At 43.2% G+C, this 1,893-nt stretch carries 1 protein-coding gene; it reads left to right on the top strand.

What is annotated here, in order from left to right; translation table 11 throughout:
* The first annotated feature begins 165 nt into the window (after positions 1–165).
* A complete protein-coding gene (locus NC238_00005) occupies positions 166–1,638 on the top strand; it encodes a class I SAM-dependent methyltransferase (protein MCM1564336.1) in 1,473 nt (490 codons plus the stop codon).
* Positions 1,639–1,893 lie beyond the last annotated feature (255 nt).

The following is a 1,893-nucleotide window of genomic DNA, read 5'->3' as shown; positions in this document are numbered from 1 at the left end:
TAGCTACTGCTCAGCCGGCATATTGCTACATTGACCCCGGGTCCGGGTCAATGATCTGGCAGCTACTGGTTTCGGCATTTATAGGGATGGCTTTTTATTTCCGCAAATTTATTGCGGGTGTATTTTCAAAATTTAAAAAAAGTGATAACGGGCAAGAGTTAAGTCATGAGGAAAAATAATGTAATTGAATCTGTTGATAACATGTCTTTCCGCGATCCGGCAGGACGTTTATTTGACATAGACGGACGTATAATCAGAGTTGTTAATAAGTCTGGAGAACAAGATCTGAAAGAATTTTTAAGTTCTGCTGTGGCAGATAAATATATTAAATTTGGCAATCTGGTAAATACAACCATCTTGGATAATGAATTAATAAAGGATTGGCACGGAGTTGGAAATATTGGTCACTTTATTGAAAATTCCAACATTGTTGTAGAACATGAAAGGATACCATTTCAATCCTTCCCATATGAATGGCCTGCTGAGATGCTTCATGCTGCGGGATGCCTTACCCTTGACTTTGCCGTTGATTTGCTTAAAGAAGATTTCGGGCTCAAGGACGCGACGCCGTACAACATTCTTTTTCGAGGCTGCAGGCCAGTATTTATAGACCTGTTGTCAGTAGAACGAAGGGACCAAGGCGACCCGATCTGGTCTCCATATGCCCAGTTTGTCCGCACTTTTCTCCTGCCTCTTTTAATCAACAAGCACCTGGGTCTGCCGCTGGACCAGGTTTTTCTGACTAGGCGCGACGGCCTCGAGCCTGAAGAGGCATACCGCCTGCTTAGCCTGATTAAAAGATTAAAGACTCCTTTTTTAACACTTGTATCCATCCCAACCTGGCTGGCGGCAGGAGATAAAAAAAACGACCCTGCCATATATCATAAGAAATGCCTGGACGACATTGAGAAAGCGAAATTTATTTTAAAATCACTTTTTAGCCAGCTTCGCAAATATCTTAAAAGATTAAAACCGGAGGATTCTAAAAGTTCTGCATGGTCTGATTACATGAGCTCCAATAACTACACCACTGAACATATAGGAGCAAAAAAGAATTATATAGAAAACATGCTGGTAAAATGCAGACCAAAAATGGTTTTGGATGTCGGCTGCAATACAGGATATTTCAGCGCTATAGCAGCCAGGAGCGGCTCAGCTGTGGTGGCGATAGACTACGACCCGGTAGTGGTTGGCAGAGTATGGAGAAAAGCCAGCAAGGAAGAACTTGATATACTGCCGCTGGTGGTGAATATCACCAGACCTAGCCCGGCAACAGGCTGGCGAAACATGGAGTGCCAGTCGTTTCTTGACCGGGCGCGCGGCAGTTTTGACGCGGTATTTATGTTGGCTGTGATCCACCACATGCTGGTTACTGAGCGGGTTCCTCTGGACGAGATATTAGATATGGCAGCTGAAATTACCACAGATATACTAGTGGTCGAATATGTTTCACCTGATGATTCCATGTTCCGGCGGCTTACCAGGGGAAGGGATAAACTTTTTGAATATTTGAACACTGATGTTTTTGAAACGTCATGCAGGCGGCATTTTGAAATAATCAGTGTACAGCACTTGGATAATACGGAACGCTGGCTTTATTTAATGAGGAAAAAGGCATCAAAAAATTATAATATTTGATATCGAATTATAAATAAAAGATTTTGGGAAATCTACCCTCGAAAAACTAAAACCTTGTCGTATAATTAATTATTAAACAAAAAGGAGGAATGACCAATTTGAGAAAAACACTCTTGGTAGTAGTAATAATGGCATTAATCATCGGGCTTTGCGCCGGTGTAGCATCGGCCAAGCCCGGCAACGGCAAGGGGTTGGGACAAGCCCCGGGACTGCAGTTTAAACTGCAGCAGGCGGAACCGCAGGAGTTCACCGACG

Origin of the sequence: Dehalobacter sp. (genome assembly GCA_023667845.1) — a bacterium.
Taxonomy (GTDB): Bacteria; Bacillota; Desulfitobacteriia; order Desulfitobacteriales; family Syntrophobotulaceae; genus Dehalobacter.
This window is presented reverse-complemented; position numbering and strand designations above follow the sequence as displayed.